At 65.6% G+C, this 19,034-nt stretch carries 21 protein-coding genes; 9 read left to right on the plus strand and 12 right to left on the minus strand.

All coding sequences use genetic code 11. The features are described from left to right. Nucleotides 1-151: 151 nt before the first annotated feature. The 3 genes from EEB15_RS33770 to EEB15_RS22245 all read right to left on the minus strand — a co-directional run bounded on the left by EEB15_RS33770 (nucleotide 152) and on the right by EEB15_RS22245 (nucleotide 1,670). Nucleotides 152-322 (minus strand): hypothetical protein, encoded by a 171-nt coding sequence (locus tag EEB15_RS33770; protein ID WP_158290195.1) that lies wholly within the window; start codon nucleotides 320-322, stop codon nucleotides 152-154. A gap of 21 nt (nucleotides 323-343) precedes the next feature. Beyond that, the gene (locus EEB15_RS22240) at nucleotides 344-685 is read right to left on the minus strand and encodes a hypothetical protein (protein ID WP_141512136.1); all 342 of its coding nucleotides are present in this window, start codon (nucleotides 683-685) and stop codon (nucleotides 344-346) included. Between the two features lie 100 nt (nucleotides 686-785). After that, the gene (locus EEB15_RS22245) at nucleotides 786-1,670 is read right to left on the minus strand and encodes a restriction endonuclease (protein ID WP_141512137.1); all 885 of its coding nucleotides are present in this window, start codon (nucleotides 1,668-1,670) and stop codon (nucleotides 786-788) included. Between the two features lie 974 nt (nucleotides 1,671-2,644). On the opposite strand from EEB15_RS22245, the gene ltrA reads away from it, so the two are divergent. Next, nucleotides 2,645-3,958: a group II intron reverse transcriptase/maturase gene (gene ltrA, locus EEB15_RS22250; RefSeq protein WP_199236597.1), complete on the plus strand. Its 1,314-nt coding sequence runs from the start codon at nucleotides 2,645-2,647 to the stop codon at nucleotides 3,956-3,958. A 240-nt stretch (nucleotides 3,959-4,198) separates the two neighbouring features. On the opposite strand, the gene EEB15_RS22255 is transcribed toward ltrA, so the two are convergent. From EEB15_RS22255 to EEB15_RS22265, 3 genes are read right to left on the minus strand one after another with little or no spacing between them, the layout of a single operon-like run. Beyond that, the gene (locus EEB15_RS22255; protein WP_141512139.1) at nucleotides 4,199-5,092 is read right to left on the minus strand and encodes a 2-dehydro-3-deoxygalactonokinase; all 894 of its coding nucleotides are present in this window, start codon (nucleotides 5,090-5,092) and stop codon (nucleotides 4,199-4,201) included. Continuing rightward, nucleotides 5,089-6,006 carry a sugar kinase gene (locus tag EEB15_RS22260; RefSeq protein WP_141512140.1) on the minus strand — a complete coding sequence of 306 codons (918 nt, stop codon included), beginning with the start codon at nucleotides 6,004-6,006 and terminating at the stop codon, nucleotides 5,089-5,091. Before EEB15_RS22260 ends, EEB15_RS22255 begins: the two co-directional genes overlap by 4 nt. A 26-nt stretch (nucleotides 6,007-6,032) precedes the next feature. Continuing rightward, complete coding sequence (locus EEB15_RS22265; protein ID WP_141512141.1) at nucleotides 6,033-6,425, minus strand: RidA family protein; 393 nt, start codon at nucleotides 6,423-6,425, stop codon at nucleotides 6,033-6,035. A 113-nt stretch (nucleotides 6,426-6,538) separates the two neighbouring features. On the opposite strand from EEB15_RS22265, the gene EEB15_RS22270 reads away from it, so the two are divergent. Next, nucleotides 6,539-7,810, plus strand: coding sequence for an amino acid deaminase (locus EEB15_RS22270; protein ID WP_141512142.1), 1,272 nt, complete (start codon nucleotides 6,539-6,541; stop codon nucleotides 7,808-7,810). A 40-nt stretch (nucleotides 7,811-7,850) separates the two neighbouring features. Here EEB15_RS22270 and EEB15_RS22275 read toward each other — a convergent pair whose 3' ends face one another. From EEB15_RS22275 to EEB15_RS22300, 6 genes are read right to left on the minus strand one after another with little or no spacing between them, the layout of a single operon-like run. Further along, on the minus strand, nucleotides 7,851-8,885 hold the full coding sequence (locus EEB15_RS22275; protein WP_141512143.1) for an L-idonate 5-dehydrogenase: 1,035 nt from the start codon (nucleotides 8,883-8,885) through the stop codon (nucleotides 7,851-7,853). A 13-nt stretch (nucleotides 8,886-8,898) separates the two neighbouring features. After that, on the minus strand, nucleotides 8,899-9,672 hold the full coding sequence (locus EEB15_RS22280; protein WP_141512144.1) for a glucose 1-dehydrogenase: 774 nt from the start codon (nucleotides 9,670-9,672) through the stop codon (nucleotides 8,899-8,901). 31 nt (nucleotides 9,673-9,703) lie between these two features. After that, on the minus strand, nucleotides 9,704-10,267 hold the full coding sequence (locus tag EEB15_RS22285) for a gluconokinase (protein WP_233259580.1): 564 nt from the start codon (nucleotides 10,265-10,267) through the stop codon (nucleotides 9,704-9,706). Further along, nucleotides 10,264-11,259, minus strand: coding sequence for a D-glycerate dehydrogenase (locus EEB15_RS22290; protein ID WP_141512145.1), 996 nt, complete (start codon nucleotides 11,257-11,259; stop codon nucleotides 10,264-10,266). Before EEB15_RS22290 ends, EEB15_RS22285 begins: the two co-directional genes overlap by 4 nt. 10 nt (nucleotides 11,260-11,269) lie before the next feature. After that, nucleotides 11,270-11,944, minus strand: a complete 675-nt coding sequence (locus EEB15_RS22295; protein WP_141512146.1) for an RraA family protein — start codon at nucleotides 11,942-11,944, stop codon at nucleotides 11,270-11,272. Between the two features lie 30 nt (nucleotides 11,945-11,974). Then, nucleotides 11,975-13,183 (minus strand): aspartate transaminase, encoded by a 1,209-nt coding sequence (locus EEB15_RS22300; protein WP_141512147.1) that lies wholly within the window; start codon nucleotides 13,181-13,183, stop codon nucleotides 11,975-11,977. A 152-nt stretch (nucleotides 13,184-13,335) separates the two neighbouring features. On the opposite strand from EEB15_RS22300, the gene nac reads away from it, so the two are divergent. From nac to EEB15_RS22335, 7 genes are all read left to right on the plus strand, one after another. Further along, entirely contained in the window at nucleotides 13,336-14,268 is a 933-nt protein-coding gene (gene nac, locus EEB15_RS22305; RefSeq protein WP_141512148.1) for a nitrogen assimilation transcriptional regulator NAC, read from the plus strand. Nucleotides 14,269-14,338: 70 nt separating this feature from the next. Continuing rightward, the gene (locus EEB15_RS22310; protein ID WP_141512149.1) at nucleotides 14,339-14,779 is read left to right on the plus strand and encodes an acetyl-CoA carboxylase biotin carboxyl carrier protein subunit; all 441 of its coding nucleotides are present in this window, start codon (nucleotides 14,339-14,341) and stop codon (nucleotides 14,777-14,779) included. A gap of 17 nt (nucleotides 14,780-14,796) precedes the next feature. Further along, complete coding sequence (gene accC, locus EEB15_RS22315; protein WP_141512234.1) at nucleotides 14,797-16,149, plus strand: acetyl-CoA carboxylase biotin carboxylase subunit; 1,353 nt, start codon at nucleotides 14,797-14,799, stop codon at nucleotides 16,147-16,149. Continuing rightward, the gene (gene pxpB / locus EEB15_RS22320; protein ID WP_141512150.1) at nucleotides 16,146-16,805 is read left to right on the plus strand and encodes a 5-oxoprolinase subunit PxpB; all 660 of its coding nucleotides are present in this window, start codon (nucleotides 16,146-16,148) and stop codon (nucleotides 16,803-16,805) included. The genes accC and pxpB overlap by 4 nt, the downstream gene beginning before the upstream one ends. Next, the gene (locus EEB15_RS22325; protein ID WP_141512151.1) at nucleotides 16,802-17,794 is read left to right on the plus strand and encodes a biotin-dependent carboxyltransferase family protein; all 993 of its coding nucleotides are present in this window, start codon (nucleotides 16,802-16,804) and stop codon (nucleotides 17,792-17,794) included. Before pxpB ends, EEB15_RS22325 begins: the two co-directional genes overlap by 4 nt. A gap of 2 nt (nucleotides 17,795-17,796) precedes the next feature. Further along, nucleotides 17,797-18,204 (plus strand): acetyl-CoA carboxylase, encoded by a 408-nt coding sequence (locus EEB15_RS22330; RefSeq protein WP_141512152.1) that lies wholly within the window; start codon nucleotides 17,797-17,799, stop codon nucleotides 18,202-18,204. 2 nt (nucleotides 18,205-18,206) lie between these two features. Further along, nucleotides 18,207-18,980: a LamB/YcsF family protein gene (locus EEB15_RS22335; protein ID WP_141512153.1), complete on the plus strand. Its 774-nt coding sequence runs from the start codon at nucleotides 18,207-18,209 to the stop codon at nucleotides 18,978-18,980. The last annotated feature ends 54 nt before the right edge of the window (nucleotides 18,981-19,034 follow it).

Below are 19,034 nucleotides of genomic sequence, written 5' to 3' on the forward strand. Positions count from 1 at the left end.
CACGATCGTCGCTTGTAGGCCGTTCTGAGAGGTCGAATTTCTTGGCGCATCGATGTCATTGCCTTCGTTTTAGTTTTTGCACAACCTCAACGTGCGTGTGACCGGCGACTAGCTTGTTAGCCCTCAGTTGCACGGCGGCGCCTCGCGATGGCTACTCGATGTACACAACCTTCTCCGGTAGCGACCGGAAATCAGACGGGTGCATGTCTCCGACGTACGCACGGGGGCCGACTGGACTGCGCTCTACCACCCAGACCTGCAAGTCGCCTCCATGCGCGGCTCGAAGTTGCAGCAACTGTGCGATGAATTCGTTGAGAGTCATAGGGGTATTTTCCTAGGCCGGCTAGCTGCCGTTGACTGTTGGCGAGACTGAAATGCCATTCCGCCCGAGGACTGCGGCCTGGACGGGCTTCTTCACGAACGGATCGTTGCAGGGACTATCAATGGTGAGCACGTTCGCTGCCACCTTCGACAAATATGACTTGACTGCGACGATCGCCTCATTGAATGCGACTTCCGCAGATGCGTGAACAATTGGCACGTCGACTCTACTGAGTGCGAACTGCGGCTCCCGCCAGAAGACTTCCAGTTCGAATTGCGTACTGCCTTGGGCGCTCGAGATGTAGACGGTGAATCGACTGCCGTCGGTAACCGTAACGATGACTTCTTGGACATACGTGCTCATTATGTGCTTCCTCCTGAGGGCTAAACGTGAAGATGACCGGACCACCAACATGAGCGGCGAAGCCGCAGCCTGCTGTTGTGGGTCCGTGTCGATTGACAAGTTAAGCCTCGCGGATTTTCGGTTCTGTGACGAAGACAACTTGCCCACCTTCGCCTTCCTTGTACACGATGACGAATTTCCCCTTCACGGAGCCCAGGTCCATTTCAGCAATTGCCGCCTCGGTGATGAGACCTCCAGGCGTGTCGTTCGTGTAGCTTGCTAGTTTGAACGGTTCGAACTTGTCCAGAACTTCATAGTGGACCACCGCCTCCGCGTGCCCAATCCTGTGGCGAATCCCTGTAGTTCGATCAAGCAAGAACAGCCCAGGTGTGCCGAAAGTGAAACGGTGCAAATGGTCACCCGGTGCCTGATGCTCTTGTCGAGTGAGATTCGTGAACGCCTCCTGGACGGAGGGGGCAAACGCATTCGATTTCAGATCCCTTCCATCTTCGGTCTGGATGCCGAAGTCAGTTGGCGCTGGATTCAGCAGCACTTCAGGATAGAAAGTCCAATTGGTGTGCTTCGGTCGCCGAATTCGCATTCGCATTCCCCGAGCCAACAGCCAATTGAAAGCTTGCGCCTCGACGACACGAAGACAGCGAATGCTCCGGTGCGCTGATTTGGCCAGTGCGGCCTTTGTGAATCCCCTTGGCGATACCATGACACCTTGGCTCACACCTGTGTCTAGGCACTTGGTCCAGAAGGACTCCACGTCATTCACGGTGACCTTCCTTGATCGGTCACGGCACTCGAAAGCGATTGTCAATGTGTGATGGCTACCTTGGATCGTAAGTAGGACGTCGTGCTCACGTGGCTCACCCGTAATGCGGTCTGAGAGATGCGCCGGCGATTGGACGCTAATGTTCGAGCCGACTCCAAGCGCACGTTCGATTGTCGATATGAGCACCTCAAGAGAACGGCCAGGACGTCGGGTTCTTTTGGGCATGGCGAGTTCTTGCTAGCGCCTAACGCAATGCAGCCAGCCGTCTAGTCTGGCATTTCCAGAATAGCCCGTCGCCCAACTTCGGGTAGTCCGGCCGGAAGTAAGGGGGAACTCCTTGCGCAAGCTTGAACACGGGCGGCGTAGGCCCCTTGCCGCCTGCAGTTTCAGTCTTTGACGTTGCCACGTTGGGTCTCCTCCCTATCACCAGCAATGTTGGTCACTATAGCCCGGCTCGTGTGGTGACTGTGCACATCAACCTTTGCTGGATTGGGGTGGTAGGGCGCTCTGCGCGGCGAAGTAAAGGAGGAGGCCCCTCCCGGGCCGGGGGAGTGTGTCTGGCATGACCAGCAAACAGGAGGTGAAAGTCCAAACCTGAGGCCCTGGCAAAGGGAACTCAACACCGAGGAGGCAAGTGCGCTGCTGTGGGGTACCACGGCTCGGCCAGAGGGATGCCAAACGCTGGAAGGCCCGCGAGGGGGTGTGCGGTAGAAGCCGTAGGTGCGAACACCTGTCGAACGAGAGTGAAACGCCGTAAGGCGTGTGCGGCGGATGAGCCCGCTCCCAGGGGCGAAATCCGATATTTGCCGCTGGCCGCATGCGTAGTGGCGACGACAGGGGATCGAAGTTTGCGTGAGTCTTACCCAGAGAGATCTGCTGGGCTGCGCTGGAAGCGCAAGTTTCCAGCGCTAACCCTTAGGACGCAAGAACGAGGGGCCAGTGGCCCAGCAGAAGTCAGACGACTGTGTAGTAGCGCAAGGCCGGTGAAAGCCGGTCCAAACCCGAACTGGCGCAGCCCATGAGGGGGAGCGAAGGCGGTCGCGGTCGAAAGAATGTCGATGCAACTTGAGTTGTCATTTGAGTCAGCCGAAGGGGAGGCAAGAGCTCCCGGCAACGGCGCAAGGGCTGTCCAGCCAAGGACGGCGCGAGCGTGCGAGCCGCCAGTGTCAAAGGACAAACGAGAGAGTGCAGAGGCAGCGATGCTGCAAGAGGTGACAGGGCGGTTGGAAAGCGCGTTTGAGGCAGTGGCGGCGAACAAGGGTGCCGGTGGTCCGGACGGGCAAAGCATCGAACAGGTGCGCCAGCACCTGCCGGTGTTGCTGCCCGTGCTGCGCCAAGACCTGCTGCAGGGCAAGTACGAGCCCGGAGACATCCGGCGAGTATGGATACCCAAGGCAGGAGGAGGCCAGCGGGGGCTGGGCATTCCCAACGTGATCGACCGGGTGGTGCAGGAGGCGGTGCGGCAGGTATTGGAGCCGCTGTACGAGCCGACCTTCCATCCGGGCAGCCATGGGTTTCGAGCCGGGCGAAGCTGTCACACGGCAATACGGCAAGCGCTGGAGCACCTGGCACAGGGGCGCGACTGGGTGGTGGACATCGACCTGGAGAATTTCTTCAACGCAGTCAACCACCAGCGGCTGATGTCAAGGCTCGCGTTGCGGGTCCAGGACAAGAGGCTGTTGCGGCTCATAAGCCGGATGCTCAAGGCGCGAGTTGTGATGCCGGACGGCTTGGTGGTGGGCAACGATGAGGGGGTGCCGCAAGGCGGCCCGCTCAGCCCGCTGCTGAGCAACATCGTGCTGGACGAACTCGATTGGGAGCTGCACGCACGGGGCCTGAGCTTCGTGCGGTACGCGGATGACGCCAACATCTATGTGCGAAGCGAACGCGCCGGGCAGCGCGTCATGGCCAGTGTGAGCCGGTTCATAGAAGGGCGGTTGCGCCTGAAGGTGAACCCCGGCAAGAGTGCCGTGGCGCGGCCAGAAGAACGCCACTTCCTGGGCTTCAGCCTTCGGTGGGAGCCACTGGACGGGAGCGTGCGAGTGGGGCTGTCGCAGCGAACGAAAGATCGCATGGACGACAAGCTGCGCGAGCTGACTCCCCGACCGTGGGGGAACTCACTGAAGGCCTGCGTGAAGGCGATCAACGTCTACGTGACGGGGTGGATAGGGTTCTTTGGCATCTGCACGGTGCAAATCGAGCCAGCGCTGCAAAGGTGGGATGCGCACATCCGAAGACGGCTAAGGGCTATCGAGCTCAAGCACTGGAAAAGCAGACGAAGCATCGCCAGGAAACTGATCAAGTGCGGAGTGGGGCGCAGAACCGCGTGGCGAACAGTCCAGTCGGGGCGTCGCTCCATCTGGGCCTTGAGCCACACGCCGGCAGTCGACAGAGCACTGAAGAACTCCCTGTGGGAGGAACGCGGGCTCACGACGCTGTCGCAACGGTACTGGGCACACCCCGCACGGCAGCACGCCCTCGAACCGGAGCCATATGCTCTGGCCTGGGGATAGTCGAGATCGAAAGGTCAGCTGCGGGGTTTAGAACCCGCAGTTCCGAAGAGCCGTATGTGAACAGCACAAGTACGGTTCTGTGAGAGGGGCCCGCAGTGATGCGGGTCCCTACTCGATCATTCGCTGCGCAGAGTGCCCTGCCGCCCCAATCTCGCCCACGGCCTAGGCGCGCAAAGATGGATTGCGGATCAAGTCCGCAATGACAGCCTGGGATGGATGGCAGATCGAGTCCGCAATGAGCTACGCAGCCTCCAAACCCTTCGCAATCCCCCACAACCCCCGCCAAGTCGCCTCCGCCCCCACCGCTTTCGCCGGAATATCCAGCAGTTGCATCGCCAGCTCATACCGCTTCGAAAGCCCTGGCCCCGCCACGATCACGATCGGGTCGGCGATGCGGCTCAGGTGCTGCGAACGCAATTCCTCACCGATCACCAGGCCCGAGAGGTAGCTGGGCATGGCCGCCGCCGCCATCTTGTCGAACAGCGCCAGCGCACGCACGCTGAAGGCGGTGTGCATCAGGTTGCCGGTGTGCATGGCGTAGTGCACGCCGCGCTCGAAGGCATGGACGTCGATCTCACCGTCTTCCGGCGGCAGTGTGCGCGACAGGATCGAATGCTGGCGCAGCAACGCGTAGAACTCGCCCGTCATGAAGGTCGAGAAGCTCTTGATCCGGCCGTCCGACACATGCGCCCACTTGCTGTGTGTGCCGGGCAGCACGAACAGGCCCTTCGTGATGCCGAGCAATTGCATCGCGCCGAACACTTGTGTCTCTTCGCCGCGCATCACGTCCGGCACGCCCTCCTGCTCATAGGACATACCGGGGACGATGGCGATGCGGCCGGGCTCGACCCATGCCAAGGCGGCCGCGATGTCGCCGAAACCGGCGGGGCAGGGGCAGTAGGGCGCTTCTTTCCAGCCCTGGCGGCTGCCGACCATGCCGCTCAAAAGGAACAGGGTGTCCTTGTCGGCGGGCCATTGCGCCGTAGCCTCTGCAAACACCTTGGGAAACTCGCCGGCCGGCACGGTGAGAATGCCGCGCGGCAGCGAACGCTCTTCAATCACGCCGCCTTGTGCATCCAGCCGCGCGGCGCGCAGCGACGAAGTTCCCCAATCCAGCGCGACGAGTTGTTTCATAGCAAAGCCCTCACTTGATCCGCGCGCGGCAGCGGCGCGACCGCGCCGAAACCTTGCACCGCAATGGCCGCCGCGGCATTGGCATAGCGCGCCGCATCGAACAGCGAATCGCCCAGCGCGATGCGCGCGAGCAAGTTGCCGCAGAAGCAGTCGCCCGCGCCGGTGGCATCGACCAGTTCCACCCGATGGCCCTTGACCATCTCGCGGCGCTTGCCGTCGCTGACCAGTGCGCCGTCGGCGCCGAGCTTCAGCACCACCTGTTTCGCGCCGAGTTGATGGCTCCAGTCGATGATGGCTTGCGGATCGCTGTGGCCCGAAAGTACATTGACGTCGTCTACACTGGGCAGGAAGAGGTCGCACAGGCCGATGGCACGGGTGATCCCGGCGCGCGCGTCTTCCAGCGACCAGAGCTTGAGGCGCAGGTTGGAATCGAACGACACCAGTGTGCCTGCTTCGCGTGCCTGCGCCATCGCCTCAAAAGCGGTTTCGCGCGCTGTCGCCGAGATGGCCAGCGAGATGCCAGACACATGCAGTATCTTCGATTGGGCCACCCGCTCGCGCGGCAACCATGCCGGCGTCATCCGGCTCGCCGCCGAGCCGGCGCGCAGGTAGCTGAACTCGTGGCCGGTGGCGCCGTGCGTGACGAAGTAGATGCCCGTCGGTGCCTGCGTGTCGCGCTCGATGCTCGATGTGTCCACGCCTTCGCCTTGCCACAGGCCCATCAGCAGATCGCCGAAACGATCCGCGCCGAGCCGCGTGATGTAGGTGGTTTTCACGCCTGCGCGCGCCGCGGCGATCACGGCATTGCTGGTGTCCCCACCGAAGCCCTGCAGGTATTGGGGCTGGCCCGGGTGCGTCTGGTTGAGTTCCACCATCGCCTCGCCCAGCGCCGCAACATCGAAGATCTTTTCCATCCGAAGACTCCCCGGTGGACGAGCGCTCAGCCGCGCGGCTTGTAGGCAGTCACATCGATCTCGACCTTGGCATCGATCATCAGCCGCGCTTCCACGGTCGAGCGCGCGGGCCGGTGGTCACCGAAGCACTCCATGTAGACACGGTTGAAGCTGCCGAAGTCGCGCGCATCGTCGAGCCACACGCTCGCCTTGCACACGTCGGACAGCGTGCAACCGGCCAGCGCCAGTGCCGCCTCGATGCGCTTGAAGACCTGGCGCGTCTGGGCTTCGATGCCGCCCGCGATCACCTGGCCCTGGTCATCCGTGGGCACCTGGCCCGAAACAAAGACGAAGTCACCGGCGCGGGTGGCAGGGGACAGGGGCCGGGCCAGCCGGTCGGACGCCACGGGGGCTTGGCCGAGCATTTCTACAGACGACATGAATTTCTCCGTTGATGCAAGAACACGGCGGCGAGAGGGCGCATCAATGACTCGACCGCGAAAATGGGATGAACTAGCATCCGTGACTGTAATGTTTTACTGCGGGAGCCGCCGTGTCATCCGATTTTCTGATCGACCATCGCTGCAAGAGCTATCCACTGTCGGCCCAGCCGTGCCGCGCGAGCGAAATCGGCGCCAAGGGCTGGAACGTGCTGGCCGGCGACTTGCCGCTTCCGCTCGCGGTGCTGCGCCGCAGCGCGCTGGATCACAACCTGGCATGGATGCAGGACTTTTCCGCGCGCAAGGGTGTCTCGTTCGCACCGCATGGCAAGACAACCATGTCGCCGGAACTGTTTGCCAAGCAGCTGGCCGCGGGAGCCTGGGGTTTGACCTTCGCCACGATGTTCCAGGCGGCCATCGGCATCGATGCGGGAGCCCGCCGCATCGTCATCGCCAACCAGGTGGTCTGCGATGCGGACTTCAACGCGCTGGCGCTGCTGCTGAAGCAGCACGCCGATCTGCGCGTGTGGTTCCTCGTCGATTCGCTGGCGCAGTTGACGCTGATCGAGCAGTGGGCACAAACGCATCCGAGCGCGCCGTGTTTCGATGTACTGCTGGAGATGGGCATCCCGGGCCAACGCACGGGGTGCCGCACCCTGCAACAGGCTGTCGAGCTTGCACAGGCCATCTCGCGATCTGCAGCCGTGAAGCTGGGCGGCATCGAATGCTATGAAGGCGGTGTCGCCACTTGCGACAGCGAACACGATTCGCTGGAAGTCACGGCGCTGGTGCGACGGGTCATCGAAGCCGCGAAGGCATGCGACGCGGAAGGCCTGTTCGCGGGCGACGAAGTGCTCATCACGGCCGGCGGCTCAGCGGTGTTCGACCTCGTGATACCGCTGCTGCGTATGCAAGGCCTCTCCAAGCCCGTGCGTGGCGTGCTGCGCTCGGGTTGCTACATCACCCATGACCACGGCAACTACTCACGCTTTCTGAAGCAGGTCGAGCGGCGCGAAGGCCTGGATGAATCGCTGCGCCCCGCGCTGGAGGTGTGGTCCATGGTGCAGTCCGTGCCCGAGCCGGGCCTGGCACTGCTGACGTGTGGTCGGCGCGACATTTCGTACGACCTGGAGATGCCGATCCCGTTGCGGCACGCTGCGCGCGGGACGCGGCAGGCCGATGCCGTCCCCGCCGGATGGAAAATCAGCGCGCTGAACGACCAGCACGCCTATCTGCGATTCGATCCCGCGACGCCGCCGCCGCAAGTTGGCGACCGGGTGGTGCTGGGCATCTCCCATCCCTGTACGACGTTCGACAAGTGGCGTTGGTTGCCGGTCATCGAAGACGACGGCGCGGTCAGCAGCGCGGTTCAGACCTGTTTCTGAAATCTTCATTGGCCACGGCGGCCAAGCCGTGCAGTAAGCTTCAGCCGAAGTCCAGCAGCACCTTCATCGCCTGCGAGCGGTCGGCCGCCAGGGCGAAAGCCCGCCCCGCGTCACGGTAAGACACGGTGGCCGATATCAAGGGCTTGACGTCCACCAGGCCCTTGTTCAGCAGCTCCACCGCCATCGCGAACTCTTCGTGGAAGCGGAAGGTGCCGCGCAGGTCGAACTCCTTGGCGACGATGGCGTTGATCGGCAATGTCATCTCGCCGCCCAGACCCACCTGCACGATGATGCCGCGAGGACGCAGCGCGTCGAATGCCGCTCGCAGCGCCCGCTCGTTGCCGCTGGCTTCGAACAGCACGTCGAACTGGCCCTTGTCCACCGCGAAGGGCGTCATCAACTCAGGTTGACGCGCCACGTTGATGGCCTGGTCGGCGCCGATCTTCATCGCACTGCGCAGCGGGTAGTCGCCGATGTCGGTGACGACGATGTTGGTGGCGCCGGCGCGCCGCGCCGCGATCACCACCAGCGCGCCGATGGGCCCGCAGCCGGTGACCAGCACGTTCTTGCCCAGCAGCGGGCCGGCCCGGCGAACCGCGTGCAGCGCCACAGCCAGCGGCTCGGCCATTGCGCCTTCTTCGTCGCTCACCGAATCCGCCAGCTTGTGCGCTTGCCCCTTCTCCACCACGATCTCGCGGCGGAAGGCGCCTTGCACGTGCGGCGTGCGCATGGCGCTGCCGAAGTAGCGCATGTCGAGGCAATGGTTTTGCAAGCCCTGCTGGCAGTAGCGGCACATGCCGCAGGGCAGGCTGGGGCTGATGGCGATGCGCTCGCCGGACGCGAAGCCCGAGACGGCACTGCCCACTTCTTCGATCATGCCCGCCACTTCATGGCCCAGCACCATGGGCTCTTTCACGCGGATGGTGCCGAAGCCGCCATCCTGGAAGTAGTGCAGATCGGAGCCGCAGATGCCGCCGAAGCGAACCTTCACGCGCAGCTGGTGCGCCAGGACTTCGGGGGTGGGCACGTCCTCGACGCGAAGGTCGCGGGCGGCGTGGATGACGAGAGCGTCCATGCTTTGTGTCTTCTTAAAGGGTGGCGGTCACGCCGCCATCCACGTACAGGATGTGGCCGTTGACGAAGTTCGATGCCTCGCTGGCCAGGAAGACGGCCGCGCCGACCAGGTCGTCCAGGTCGCCCCAGCGGCGCGACGGCGTGCGATTGACGAGCCAGCCGCTGAATTCGGGATTGTTCACCAGCGCCTCGTTGAGTTCGGTCTTGAAGTAGCCTGGGCCCAGGCCGTTGACCTGGATGCCGTGCGGACCCCAGTCGATCGCCATGCCCTTGGTCAGCATCTTCACGGCGCCTTTGCTGGCCGCATAGGGCGCGATGTTGGGGCGGCCGAGTTCACTTTGCACCGAGCAGATATTGATGATCTTGCCGCGGCCACGTGGGATCATCTGACGCGCCACGGCTTGGCCGACCAGGAACACGCTGTCGACGTTGGTCTTCATCAGTTCGTGCCAGTGCGCTTCCTCGAACTGTTCCAGCGGCGCGCGGCGCTGCATGCCAGCGTTGTTGACGAGGATGTCGATAGCACCGATCTCAGCCTCGATCTTCGCGATGGCGGCCGTGACGGCAGCACCGTCGGTGACGTCGAATGGCATGGCAACCACGTTCGCGCCTTCAGCCCGCAGCTTCTCCGCGGCGCGTTCCAGCTTGGCCGCATCGCGGCCATTCAGCACGATGCGCGCACCCGCGCCGGCAAGCCCGACGGCCAATGCATGGCCGATGCCGGAACTCGATCCGGTGATGAGGGCCGTGCGGCCGGTGAGGTCGAATTTCTGAAGTACGGGATTCACACAACTCCTTTTTTTTGACGACGGGCCGCCCCTAGGCAAAAAAGCCCCCTCGGGGGGCAGCGAAGCGTGGGGGCGAATTCATTTCCGTGATGCTACGGCTAAGCCAGTCCATGATCGTACCCGCCTGCATCGGCAAAGCCCGGTGGGCCGGCAGTTGCAGGACGTCGGCCTCACCAAGAGGCGCCTCGAGCGATGCGAACTGGCTCACCACCAGGCCCGGCGGAAAAAAATGATCCTTGCGGGCCGCCACGCGGCAGTGCGCCTCGGCCAGCGAGATTTCCAGGTAGACGATACGCAGATCAGGCTCGGCCGCGCGCAGCCGGTCGCGATAGCTCCGCTTGAGCGCGGAGCAGGCCAATACGGCGCTGCCCGGGGCCTGCGCGAGCAGCGCGCCCAGCTTGTCCAGCCACGGCTCGCGATCGCTGTCCAGCAGGGCAATGCCGGCCCGCATCTTTTCCTGGCTGAGCCGCGGATGATGCTCGTCGCCCTCGATCAAGGTTGCGCCCAGTTGCGCGGCCAGCATGCCGGCAACAGTCGACTTGCCGCATCCGGCCACGCCCATGACCAGCACTTTGTGACGCGGGGCGGCGTTCATGAGAGAAGCACCTGTGGATTGACCGGCGTCAGCGGGCGGCCGGCATTGGGCCCGTGGCCGAGCGCCGCGACCAGGTTGTCCGCGGTCAGTTGCGCCATGGCGCGCCGGGTGCGCACCGATGCGCTGCCGATGTGCGGCGTGAGGACGATGTTGGGCACTTCCAGCAGATCCGGGTGAACACGGGGCTCGCCCTCGAACACATCCAGCCCGGCGGCGGCGATGGTGCCCGCGCGCAGCGCCGCGGCCAGTGCGGCGTCGTCGACGATGCCGCCACGGGCGATGTTCGTCAGCGTGGCGGTGGGCTTCATCATTGCCAGCTCGTTCGCGCCGATGGCGTGGTGGGACTGCGGCGAATAGGGCAGCACCAGCACCAGATGGTCGGCTTCGCGCAGCAGCGTGTCCTTGTCCACGTACTCCGCTTGCGAACCGTCCTCCAGCTCGGGCGCCAGGCGGCTGCGGTTGTGATAGATCACGCGCATGCCGAAGCCCACCGCGCCACGCCGCGCGATGGCCTGGCCGATGCGGCCCATGCCGAGGATGCCGAGGGTGGCGCCGTAGACGTCGCCGCCCGCGAACTGATCGTAGATGCCCGTCTTGGTCCACTCGCCGCGGCGCACGAATCGTTCGGCCTCCGCTATCCGCCGGGCAGTCGCCATCATGAGCGCGAAGCCGAAGTCGGCGGTGGTCTCGGTCAGCACGTCGGGCGTGTTGGTGACGAGCACGCCGCGCGCGGTGCACGCCGCCACGTCGACGTTGTTGTAGCCGACGCCGACGTTGCAGACGGCCTTCAGTTGCGGGCAGGCATCGAGCAGCGCGGCGTCGATCCGCTCGCTGCCGGTGCTCATTACGCCCTGCTTGCCTTGCAGACGGTCCGTCAGCTCCGCGGGGCTCAGTACCGTGTCACCTGGGTTGTCCGTGACGTCGAAGTGCTGGCGCAGGCGATCGGCGATATCGGGGAAGGTCGCGCGGGTGACGAGGATCGCAGGGCGCATGGAATGGCTTTCAGTTGTTGCAGCGCGCTTCCAGCGCGTCGATGAAGGAGCGGTCCCAGCGGCCTTCCTTCATGGCCTGGATGGTGTTCGCCTCGGCCTGAAGGTGGGCGAGCGCCTTTTCGATCAGCGCTTCGATGCCTTGCTGCGGGATCGCCAGCAAGCCGTCCTGGTCGCCGACAACGATGTCGCCAGGGTTCACCACCATGCCGCCGACACAGATGGGCACGTTGATTTCGCCCGGACCGTCTTTGTACGGGCCGCGATGCGTGACGCCGCGCGCATACACGGGGAAGTCCCGCTCCCTGATCTCGGCCACGTCACGCAGCGCCCCATCGAGCACGACACCTGCAACGCCGACGTGGGCGGCGTAGAACGACAAGATGCCGCCCACGCCCGCGTTGTTGAGGTCGCCGCCGGCGTCAATTACCAGCACGTCACCGGGGCGGCAATACTCCAGAGCACGCAGGTAGGTCAGGTTGTCGCCGCAGCGCGAGCGCGCCGTGACGGCCGTGCCCGCCATCGTCTGTTTGCCCGGGCGGTGGTAAGGGTGAAGGCCCACGGTCCCGATGTTGCGGTGCATGTTGTCGCTGAGTGCGGCGACGGGGATGTCGCGCAGCGCGGCGAGGACCTTGGCGTTCGCTTGAGGAGCGGAAGGGACTTTGCGGATGGCTTTGTAGGTGCTCATGGGGCTTCCTGCGGGTATGCGGATGAAAAATCAGTGCAGCGCCGCAACCGCGCGTGCGATGCGGGTGCAACCTTCTTCCAGGATGTCGATCGATGTCGCGATCGACAGGCGGAAGTACGGCGACAGGCCATAAGCAGTGCCGGCGACGACGGCCACGCCCACGCTTTCCAGCAGGTACATCACCACGTCGCCGTCTTCGGCCAGCACCTTGCCTTCGGGCGTCGTCTTGCCGATGAGGCCCGCGCAGTTGATGTAGAGGTAGAAGGCGCCGTCGGGGCAGAGGCAGCTCAAACCGGGGATGGCGTTGATGCGGGCCAACGTGGCATCGCGTCGCTGCCGGTAAACCGCCAGGCTCTCGGCGACGAAGCCCTGGTCGCCGTTCAAGGCGGCGGCCGCTGCGGCCTGGCTGACCGAGCAGCAGTTGCCTGCGGACTGGGACAGCAGGGTGTCCATGGCCTGCACCAGGTCGCGCGGGCCGGCGGCCCAGCCGATGCGCCAGCCGGTCATCGCGTAGGTCTTGGACACACCGTTGATCGCCAGCGTCCGGTCGCGCAGCTCGGGCGCGGCGTTCAGCAGATGGGGCGTGCGCTCGCCGTCGAAGCGGATGTGTTCGTAGATGTCGTCGGTCATCACCAGCACATCGGGATGCGCGGCCAGCACTTCGGCGAGGGCGCGGTACTCGGCGACCGTATAGCTCGCACCGGTGGGGTTGCTGGGCGAATTGAGCAGCAGCCAGCGCGTGCGCGGCGTGATCGCCGCCGCCAGCTGCGCGGGGGTGATCTTGAAGCCGTTGGCTTCGGGGCAGGCCACCGTGACGGGCACGCCGTCGCTGGCGAGCACCATGTCCGGGTAAGACACCCAATACGGCGCGGGAATGATCACCTCGTCGCCCGGCTGCAGCGTGATCGCTAGCGCCGTGTAGATCGCGCTCTTGGCGCCGCTGGTGGCGATGATCTCGTTGAGTGCGTAGGCCAGGCCATTCTCGCGCTCGAGCTTGGCGGCGATCGCCTGGCGCAACTCGACCGTACCGGCCATCAGCGTGTAGCGGGTGGCGCCTTTCTCCATCGCTTCGGCAGCCGCGCGGCGGATATGGGCCGGCGTATCGAAGTCCGGCTCGCCGACGACGAGGTTGACGATGGACTTGCCCTGGCGCCGCAGCTCGTTGGCGCGGTCGGCGGCCGAGGTGCTTGGCGATGGCTTGATGCGCCTGACGCGCTCGGCAATGCGGGACGGATTCACGGAGGTCCTTTTGGCGGCCTTGGAGACAGGCGTAACAGTAAGACGCCTTCGCATCGCGCGCCAAGACGAGTTCGGTCTGCCCAAATAGGCAACGCTTATGGATAGCGCGGGGTTCGTGGCATCATCAGGAATCACTCCGCCCGCCGGACCGCATGAACCTCAGGCGCCTGAAATATTTCGTGAAAATCGTGGACGTCGGCAGCCTCACGCAGGCCGCCGACCTCTTGCACATTGCCCAGCCGGCCCTGAGTCAGCAACTGGCGACGCTCGAAGGCGAAGTGCGCCAGCAGCTGCTGGTGCGAACCAAGCGCGGCGTCACGCCCACGGAGGCCGGCAAGGTGCTCTACCGCCATGCCCAGCTGATCCTTCGCCAATGCGAGCAGGCACGCGTCGACATGGAGGCGGCCGGGCGGGGGTTGTCAGGCGCGGTGTCGGTCGGCCTGGCGCCGGGCACCGCCGCGGCGGCACTGGCCTTGCCTTTGATACGCACGGTGCGGGCTCGCCATCCCGGCATCCTGCTCTACCTGAACGAAACCTACGGCACCACGCTGTCGGAATTGATCATGAACGGTCGCATGGATCTGGCCGTGCTCTACGGCGGCAAGATTTCGGTCCATGGCCTGTCGTTCCTGCCGTTGCTTAAAGAGCCGCTCTTCGTGGTCGGCCCCAACAGCATGCCGTCCCCGCCCGACCAGGTGCCGCTGCGCATGCTGGGCGAGATGGACCTGTATCTGGCGCGTCCTTACAACGTGGTGCGCCGGATGGTGGACGAAGCTTTCGCCGCCGCCGGCATGGTGCCGCGGGTCGTCGGCGAGATCGAATCCGCCAGCACGCTCAAGGCAGTGATCGCCGATGGGCTCGGTGCCACCATCCTTCCGGCGTCGATGGCAGCCGAAGTGGTCGCGTCCTGCGACGCTTGGCAATGCCGCATCATCGAGCCGGTGATAGAAGCGCCATTGGCGCTGTGCCAGTCGGACCACCTGCCGCTGTCAGAACCGGCGCAGGCCGTGAAGGAAATCCTGCTCGAGCTCGTGACGGGTCTGCCGCACAGCCTGCTCGCTGGCGAGCATCACGCCGCGTCATAAGCCTCCCTTATCGGGGTAGAGACATTCCGTCTTGGCGCACCGGCGCCCGCGCCGCTACTGTTGCGGGCATATGGAGCTGCAGCAGATCAAGGCATTCATCGACGCGATGGCCTCATCGGACGTCGCCGAGATGGAGTTCAGCCAGGACGGCTGGACGCTGCGCCTGGCGCGGGGGACGGGCGGCACGCAAGTGGCTGCGCCACGCGTCGCTGCGGCCCGTGCGAGGCCGGCGACCACCATCGCTGCGGCGCCACGTGAAGACGCCGTTCGCCCTGGAGAAAACTTGGTTCGCGCGCCGCTCTATGGCGTCGTCCACCTGCAGCCTACGCCCGGCGAGCCACCTTTTGTGGCGCCGGGACTGGCCGTGAAGGCGGGCCAGACGCTGTGCGTGATCGAGGCCATGAAGGTCTTCAACGAAGTCCGGGCGGAGCATGACGCGACTGTCGACGCGGTGCTCGTCGCCTCCGGCCAGGAAGTGGAAGCCGGCCAGCCGCTGGTGCGCTTTGCCTGAGGCCGCTCATGCCCGCCATGTTCGACACCGTCCTGATCGCCAATCGCGGTGAAATCGCGTTGCGCATCCAGCGCGCCTGCAAAGGGCTGGGTCTGCGCACGGTCGCCGTCCATTCCGAAGCGGATCGAGACGCGGTCTATGTGCGCCAGGCCGACCAGGCCTTGTGCATCGGGCCTGCAGCGCCGGGGCGCAGCTACCTGAACCAGGCGGCGATCCTGTTCGCCGCGCAGGTGAGTGGTGCCCAGGCGATCCACCCCGGCTACGGGTTCCTGTCGGAGAACGCGGGCTTCGCCGAGCGGGTGGAGCAGGCCGGGCTGACCTTCGTAGGGCCGAGCGCCGCCTGCATCCGGACCATGGGCGACAAGGTTGCAGCCAAACACGCCATGCGGGCGGCCGGCGTGCCTTGTGTGCCCGGGCCCGACACCGCGCTGCCCGATGACCCCGACGCCGTACGCGCCGTGGCGCGGGACATCGGCTATCCGGTGATCGTCAAGGCGGCGGGTGGCGGCGGCGGCCGAGGTATGCGAGTTGTGCAGGGCGAGGCCGAACTGCTGGACGCGTTGTCGCTGACGCGCGAAGAAGCCCGCCGCGCCTTCGGCAACCCCGAGGTCTACATCGAGAAATTTCTGCTGCACCCGCGCCACGTCGAGATCCAGGTGCTGGCCGATAGCCACGGCAATGCGCTGTGGCTGGGCAGCCGCGACTGCTCGCTGCAGCGCCGCCATCAGAAGGTGCTGGAAGAGGCGCCGGCGCCGGGCATCGACGCGGCTGTGATCGCCGCCGTCGGCGAACGCTGCGCGCATGCCTGCCGGCAGATCGGCTACTGCGGCGTCGGAACCTTCGAGTTCCTCTACGAGAACGGCGCGTTCTATTTCATCGAGATGAACACGCGGCTGCAGGTGGAGCACCCGGTCACCGAATTGACGGCGAACATCGACATCGTGCAGCAGCAGCTGCGCGTGGCGCGCGGTGAGCGGCTGGCCCTCACGCAGGCCGACATCGGCTGCCGCGGCCACGCCCTCGAATGCCGGATCAATGCCGAGGACCCGGACACCTTCGCACCGTCGCCGGGGCTCATCGGCGAGTGGGTGCTGCCCGGCGGCTACGGCGTTCGCGTGGACAGCCATGCCGGCACCGGCTACCGCGTGCCGCCGTACTACGACTCGATGATCGCCAAGCTGATCGTGCACGGAGCGACGCGCGACGACGCGCTGCTGCGCATGCGCGCGGCGCTGGACGAGATGCGCGTCGGCGGCATCGCCACCAACCTCGCGCTGCACCGGCAGATCGTGCGGGACGTGGGCTTCTCCGCGGGCGGCGTCGACATCCATCACCTCGAGCGCTGGCTGCAGCAACGGAGCGCCGCATGAAGCGGGACATTGCGACCATCAGCCTGCTGGGCACCAGCGCCTTGTTGTTCGAGGCCCCCGGCGAGATGGAGCTGTCCGTGCAGCAGCGCATCTGGATGCTGGCCCGCGAGGCGCGGGCCTGGCCCGAAGTTCGCGAGGCCGTTCCCGGCATGAACAACCTGATGCTGAGTTTTGGGCGACCACCGCACCGGCTCGATGAACTCCAGATGCGGCTGCATGCCGCGTGGGACGCGGCCCGGCCGCTGCCGCTGGATGGCCGCATCGTCGAATTGCCCGTGGTGTACGGCGGCGATGCCGGGCCGCACATGGCCGATGTGGTCGCCCACACGGGGCTCAGCGTGGACGAGATCGTCGAGCGTCATTGCACGCCCCTCTATCCGGTCTACGCGCTTGGCAGCCATCCCGGCTATTGCTACCTGGGCGGCATGGACCCGCGCATCGCCACACCCCGGCGCAAGGTGCCCGTGGTCAGCATCCCGGGCGGCGCGGTATCGATCGGTGGCGTACAGACCGGCGTTTCAGCGTCTGCGGGGCCCAGTGGCTGGAACACCATCGGCAGCACGGCGATGCACTTCTTCGATCCGGCGCAGGACCCGCCTGCGCTGATGCAGCCCGGCGACAGCATCCGCTTTCGCGCCGAAAAGGTGATCCGATGATCGAAGTCCTTTCCGCCGGCGCGCTGGCCACTGTGCAGGACCTGGGCCGCACGGGCGCTTTGCGCTGGGGCGTGGGCAGTTCGGGCGCGATGGACCCGCTGGCACTTGCGGCCGGCAACCTGCTGCTGGGCAATGAGGAAGGCGCAGCGGGGGTCGAGGTGCCGGTCTTTCCGTTCCAGATTCGTTTTACCGCCGACTGCGCGTTCGCGGTCACGGGCGCCGACTGTATGGCCCGCCTGGACGATGCGCCGATGCTGCCGTGGTGGAGCCACGAAGCCAAGGCCGGCCACGTGTTGCAGCTGGGTGTGCCGCGCCAGGATGGGCCGTGGCGCGCCAGCCGCGCCTACCTATGCCTGGCCGGGGGCATCGACGTGCCGAAAGTGCTGGGCTCTCGCAGCACGCAGCTGCGCGGCGCTTTCGGCGGCCTGGACGGGCGGCCCCTGCGCCGTGGAGACACCCTGCGCGCCATGGCACCGGGCGCCGGCCAACGCATCACCGGATTCGGCCTGCGGCCGCCGGCGCTGGACCTGCCATTGCAGGCCGACGGCGTGACCGCGGTACGCGTGTTGCCCGCGGCCGAGTACGGCAACTACACGGAAGCTTCGCATGCGGCTTTCTGGTCGGAAGGCTGGAAGATCACGGCGCAAAGCGACCGGTATGGCTATCGGCTCGCCGGCACACCGCTGGAGCCCATTGCGCACATCGAGACGCGTTCGCACGGCATCGTGCCCGGCGTCATCCAGGTGCCGGCCAGTGGCCAGCCCATCATCCAGATGTGCGACGCGCAGCCGTCGGGCGGCTATCCCAAGATCGGCACGGTGATCGAGGCCGACCTGTGGCGGCTGGGTCAGGCGCCGATCGGCAGCAGCATCCGCTTCGTCGAGACCACGTGGGACGACGCGATCACCGCGCTCGACCAGACCCAGGAATGGCTGCACGAGGCACGCCGCCTGGTGGACTTGTACCGCGACCAGCGGGCGAGGAGCTGACCATGCGCATAGACGACGTGCGCCAACTGTCGGCCTGGCTGGAGGCCACCGACATCGACATGCTGGAGCTGCAAGGGCCGGGAGAGCGCCTATGCTTGCGGCGCAACGGCAACCGGATCGAAGTTGCCTCCGATGGTGCTGAGGAGTTGGCCGGGCCGCTCACCGTCGTGAAGGCCGAGTCGGTCGGTGTTTTCCTGGACGGACATCCGCAGCGCGCCGAACCCCTGGCGAGTCCGGGCACACGTGTGCGCGCCGGTCAGGCGGTGGGTTTGCTGCAGATCGGCGCGCTGCTGCTGCCCGTCGCTGCTCCGCACGACGGCACGGCCCTGGCGACGCTGGTCGCGCCGGGCACGGCCGTGGGCTACGGGACGCCGCTGATTGAATTGCGGCCGTATGAGGAGAACACTTGATCATGGACATCGACCTCAATGCCGATCTGGGCGAAGGCTACGGCGCCTGGCGCATGGGCGAGGATGAGGCACTGCTCGACATCCTTTCGTCCGCCAACGTGGCCTGCGGCTTTCATGCCGGCGACCCGGTCATCATGGAGCGGACGGCGCGACTCGCGCTGGCGCGCGGCGTCGATGTTGGCGCGCACGTGGGCTTTCCGGACCGCCAGGGGTTCGGGCGCCGTGTCATGCAGATCGAGACTGCGGAACTCGCCGCCATGGTCACCTACCAGTTGGGCGCGCTTGCGGGAATCGCACGGGCCGTAGGGCATCGCATGACACACATGAGCTTCCACGGCGCGCTGGGCAACCTCGCCGCCGCGGACGCCGCCCTCGCGGGTCCGCTGGTGCGCGCGGTCGCCCAGTTCGACCCCAGCCTCATCATCAGTTCCTCGAGCAGCCGGGCCATCGAGACGGCGGCGGCCGAATGCGGTTTGCGCGTCGCCACCGCTTTCCTGGCCGACCGGGCCTATGACGACGAAGGCCTGCTGGTGCCGCGCAAACTGCCCGGCGCGGTGATCCACGACGAGGCCGCGGTGCTGGAGCGGGTGCGCCACCTTCTTGCGCATGGGAGCATCGTCACCCAAAGCGGCCGGACTCTGGCGATGCACCCGCGCTCGATCCTGGTTCACGGCGACACGCCGGGGGCAGTCGAGCTGGCGCGGTCCGTACGGCGCGAAGTCGAAGCCGGCGGCGGCAGGATCGTCCCCATTTCCCACCAGCTGGCCGTGACATAAGGGCGGCTTATCGCACCACACCCAATCCGTCTTGGCGCAAGAGCCCCACGATCG

Source organism: Ramlibacter sp. WS9 (assembly GCF_003797765.1).
GTDB lineage: Bacteria > Pseudomonadota > Gammaproteobacteria > Burkholderiales > Burkholderiaceae_C > Ramlibacter.